We start from the raw sequence: 4,278 nt of genomic DNA, 5'->3' as shown, positions 1-4,278 counted from the left end.
GGCGTGGTCATGCCCGTGGTGTGGAAGAAGCGCTACGGCGCGGGCAGGGTGTTCTACTCCTCGCTCGGCCACCGCGCCTACGAGCTCGACGTCCCGGAGATCCGGACGATGATGACCCGCGGCATGCTGTGGGCGGCGCGCGAATGACAGGCGGCGCGGCGCAGCCGGTGCTTCGCGCCACGCTCGAGGATGTCGCGCGCGCGGCGGGCGTTTCGCTCGCCACCGTCGACCGCGTCGTCAACCGGCGCGAGGGCGTGCGCGCCAAGACGGTCGCGCGTGTCGAGGCCGCGGTGGCAAAGCTCGGCTATCGTGCCGACGTCGCGGCCGCGCGGCTCGCCCGCGGCCAGACGTTCCGATTCGCGTTCGTGCTGCCGACCGGCAGCAACAGCTTCATGACCAACCTGACCGAGCAGGTCCAGCGCGCCGCGGACTGGCTCGCCGGCCAGCGCGGGTTCATCGATATCCTCCATGTCGACGTGTTCGATCCGGACGTGCTGGCCAGTGCGCTGGAAAACCTGTCGCCGGCCTATCAGGGCGTCGCCGTCATCGCGCTCGACCATCCGAGGGTGCGCGCCGCGATCGACGAACTCACAGGCCGCGGGGTCGCCGTGGTGACCCTGGTGTCGGACGCGCCGAGCTCGCGCCGCCTGCACTATGTCGGTATCGACAACCCGGCCGCGGGGCGGACTGCGGCCACCCTGATGGGGCGTTTCCTGGCCGGCCGCGAGGGAGCGGTGGCCGTGATCGCGGGATCGCTGTCGCTGCGCGATCACACCGAGCGGCAGTTCGGATTTTACCAGATCCTGTCCAGCGAGTATCCGGATTTGCGCGCGCTCCCGGTCATCGAGGGTCGCGACGACAGCGACCGAACGCGGAAGCTCACGGCCGCGCTGCTGGCGCGCCATGCCGATCTCCGCGGCATCTATTGCTGCGGCGCCGGGAACCGCGGCATCGCCGATGCGCTCGAGGCCTCGGGACGCGCGCGCGATGTGGTCTGGATCACCCATGAGCTGACCCAGCACACGCGGCGTTTTCTGGTTCGCGGCACGCTCGATGCGATCATCAACCAGGACCCCGGCCACGAGGCGCGGTCTGCGGCGCGAGTCCTGCTCGCGCATTGCTCGGGGGAGCCTATCAGCCCCGACCAGGAACGCATTCGCATCGATATTTTTCTGCGGGACAATCTGCCGTAACTCCGGGCGGTTCAGCCTCCGCCTTGCCAGCCGGCGGTCGCGGAGACGGCGCGCGCGTGAGCGATCAGGGCCGTCGCTGTCGGACCTTTCAGGTCATCGTCGAGAATACCGATGGGTCCCATCATCGTGATGGCTGCGATCATGAACCCGGCCTGGTCGAAGATCGGCGCGGACAGGGAGGTGAAGTTCGGCAGCAGGGCGTCACGACAACGGCTGATGCCATCGCGCCGGATCGTGTCCATCATCTCCTCCACCTCGGCCTTGGTGGTTGGCGCGTCATCCACCCGCGTCTCGCGCGAGCGTTCCTCCTTGAGTTCCTGATCCAGCATCTCGCCGGTCAGCGAGCGCGGCAGATGTGCAAGGAAGTTTCGCCCGAGCGCAGACCGCAGCAGGCTCAGGACGCTTCCGACACGCAGCTCGATGATGGGCCGGCTGGCTCCGCCCTCGACGCGATAGATGATGGTCGGGCCACGATTGCCCCACACGCCGAGAAATACCGTGTGGCCGATCGTCGTTGCGAGTTCGGTCATGGCCGGCCGCGCGACGGCGAAGACGTCGAATTGCTCGATGGCCGCCATGCCGAGCTTCAATGCGTAGGGGCCGAGGGCATAGCAGCCAGTGTCGCTCTCCTGCCGGACGATGCCCACCGCCTGAAAGCTCACGAGATAATAGTGGACGTTGGCCGCTGACATTCCGGTGTTGGCGGCGATCATCTTCAGCGGCACGGGCCGCATTTCGGTCCTGAGGTAGTCGAGGATCTTGAAGCCGATCTCGATCGACTGAATGCCGCGCCGTCCGGGCCGTTCGGCCTTGCTGATTTTGCCGGGTTTGGCTCCTCGTGCGGACGCAGGCGCCGGATCCGGCGGGCGGGGGCGGCGCGGCTTCTTCACTGAAAATCCTTATAGATCAGGGTGTTATGGCGGGTGTCGTGTTGGCGCATTATTGGGCGCGTCGCGCCGGATATTCAAGCTTGCTGTATTTGACGACATCATACGTATATGACTAAATAAAATTGTGTGAAGCGGGGCTGGGTTTGGCCGCGGGCGCAAACAGGGGAATGACGATGGATGCACGAGCGACGGCGGTACCCGCCGACCAGAATCTGACGCGCAGCGAGGAGCGGCAGGTCGTTCTCGCCTCGACCCTCGGCACCGTCTTTGAGTGGTAGGACTTCTTCATCTACGGCTCGCTGGCCGTGTTCATGAGCTCGGTATTGTTTCCGCCGGACAACCCGACCGCCGCCGTGCTTGCTTCGCTCGGTGCTCTTGCGGCCGGCTTCGTGATCCGGCCGATCGGCGCAGTGGTCTTCGGCCGCATCGGCGATCTGGTCGGTCGAAAATATACCTTCCTCATCACCATCGTGATGATGGGAGGCGGCACGGCCTTGATCGGCTTCCTTCCCACCTATGCCAGCGTGGGTCACGCTGCATGGATTTCGCTGGTCATGCTGCGATTGATCCAGGGCCTCGCGGTCGGCGGCGAATATGGCGGCGCCGTCATCTACGTTGCGGAACACTCGCGCCCGGACAGGCGCGGGCTTCTGACCGGCTGGATCCAGATCACATCGTCGGTCGGGCTGGCGCTCTCCATCGCCGTCATCATCGGGACGCAGAGCGTCATGAGCGAGGCCGATTTCAAGGCCTGGGGATGGCGCGCTCCGTTCATCATCTCGATCGCGATGCTGGCGTTCTCGATCTACGTCCGCGCCAGGCTGCACGAATCGCCCGTCTTCACGCGTCTCAAGGCCGAGCGACGCCTGTCGAGGAGCCCGGTCAGAGACACCTTCGCCCGGTGGTCCAGCCTTCGCCTGGTGTTGATCGCGCTGTTCGGCGTGACCGCGGGCATGGGGTCCACCTATTTCACCGGCCAGTTCTACGTGATGATCTTCATGCAGCAGATCGCAAGGATCGACCTGCAAACATCCTACATCCTGATGGCCATCGGCCTCGTCATCGGTGCTCCCGCGTTCGTCTTCTTCGGCTGGCTGTCCGATCGGGTTGGACGCAAATGGCTGATGATGACGGGGCTCGTGCTGTCGGCGTTGTGCTACCGGCCGATGTTTTCGTCGCTGCTGGAGGCTGCAAATCCGCAGCTCGTGGCTGCCACGCGCAGCGCGCCGGTGATAGGGCACGCCGACACCACCAGCGAAGCGTGCAAGTTCGGCCTTGTGGCCGCGCTGCTGAGCTCGCACGGCGATCATGGCAAGCCCTGCGTCCAGGCCAAGAAGCTGCTGATCGGAAGCGGCATCAACTTCAGCTATGCCGCTCCGGTCGACGGCCAGGCCGTATCCATGACGGTCAATGGCAAAACGATTTCCGGATACGATGCGGCGGCTTATCGCAAGGCCTTGTCCGAGGCGGGTTACCCCGCCAAGGCGGATCCCGCAAAGGTGTCGTCGTCCTACATCGTCTTTCTGCTGGTCGTCATGACCGTCATCGTCGCGATGGTCTATGGGCCGGTGGCGTCGTTCCTGGTCGAGGTGTTCCCGGCGAACATCCGATACACGGCGCTTTCGTTTCCCTACCACATCGGCGCCGGCATCTTCGGTGGCTTCCTGCCGTTCTTTGCGACCTACCTTTCGCTCGCGGTCGGCGACGTGTTTGCGGGGCTGTGGTATCCGGTCGTCATTTGCACGGTCGTTGCCGTGGTCGGATCGATCATGCTGCCGAACCGGCCGCAAATCGAGACTGATCACTGAGTGTGACATGCTGGCGGGCCGCAGTAGCGGCCCGCTCTCCGCTTCCGTGCCCGGGATGACGTTATGGATATCAATCGACCGAATACGTACAAGGCGGCCGTCGTTCAGGCCGCGTCGGATCCGACAAGCTCGCTGAAGTCGGCACAAAAGGCGGCGGCCCTGATCGAGAAGGCCGCCGACGCCGGCGCCAGGCTGGTCGTTTTCCCTGAAGCCTTCATCGGCGGCTATCCCAAGGGAAATTCGTTCGGCGCTCCCGTCGGCATGCGCAAGCCCGAAGGACGTGAGGCGTTCCGTTTGTATTGGGAGGCGGCGATCGATCTCGATGGCGCGGAGGTCGAGACGATCGCCGCGGCAGCGGCCGCAACCGGTGCCTTCACGGTCATCGGC

At 65.0% G+C, this 4,278-nt stretch carries 4 protein-coding genes and 1 pseudogene; 4 read left to right on the top strand and 1 reads right to left on the bottom strand.

The genetic code is table 11. The features are described from left to right. Both AC1D00_RS29510 and AC1D00_RS29505 read left to right on the top strand, forming a co-directional pair. Positions 1-147, top strand: a 147-nt coding sequence (locus AC1D00_RS29510) for a ThuA domain-containing protein (RefSeq protein ID WP_477013093.1), incomplete at its 5' end; no start/stop codon positions are given. Then, positions 144-1,193 carry a LacI family DNA-binding transcriptional regulator gene (locus AC1D00_RS29505; RefSeq protein ID WP_477013092.1) on the top strand — a complete coding sequence of 350 codons (1,050 nt, stop codon included), beginning with the start codon at positions 144-146 and terminating at the stop codon, positions 1,191-1,193. The genes AC1D00_RS29510 and AC1D00_RS29505, both read left to right, overlap by 4 nt. A gap of 11 nt (positions 1,194-1,204) precedes the next feature. Here the strand turns inward: AC1D00_RS29505 and AC1D00_RS29500 are convergent, their stop codons facing one another. Continuing rightward, a complete protein-coding gene (locus AC1D00_RS29500; protein ID WP_477013091.1) occupies positions 1,205-2,083 on the bottom strand; it encodes an IclR family transcriptional regulator in 879 nt (292 codons plus the stop codon). A 311-nt stretch (positions 2,084-2,394) separates the two neighbouring features. On the opposite strand from AC1D00_RS29500, the gene AC1D00_RS29495 reads away from it, so the two are divergent. Continuing rightward, positions 2,395-3,891 carry an MFS transporter gene (locus AC1D00_RS29495; protein WP_477013090.1) on the top strand — a complete coding sequence of 499 codons (1,497 nt, stop codon included), beginning with the start codon at positions 2,395-2,397 and terminating at the stop codon, positions 3,889-3,891. 63 nt (positions 3,892-3,954) lie between these two features. After that, positions 3,955-4,278, top strand: a pseudogene (locus AC1D00_RS29490) (nitrilase); the annotation flags it as partial.

The organism is Bradyrhizobium sp. P2_E8 (assembly GCF_056403875.1).
Note: the sequence above shows the minus strand (reverse complement) of the source record. Positions and strands in the feature narration are given on the sequence as shown.

What these genes read in the sequence shown, in the direction of transcription:
- AC1D00_RS29505 (WP_477013092.1), top strand. Translation starts at nt 144, where the DNA reads ATGACAGGCGGCGCGGCGCAGCCGGTGCTTCGCGCCACGCTCGAGGAT.
- AC1D00_RS29495 (WP_477013090.1), top strand. Translation starts at nt 2,395, where the DNA reads ATGAGCTCGGTATTGTTTCCGCCGGACAACCCGACCGCCGCCGTGCTT.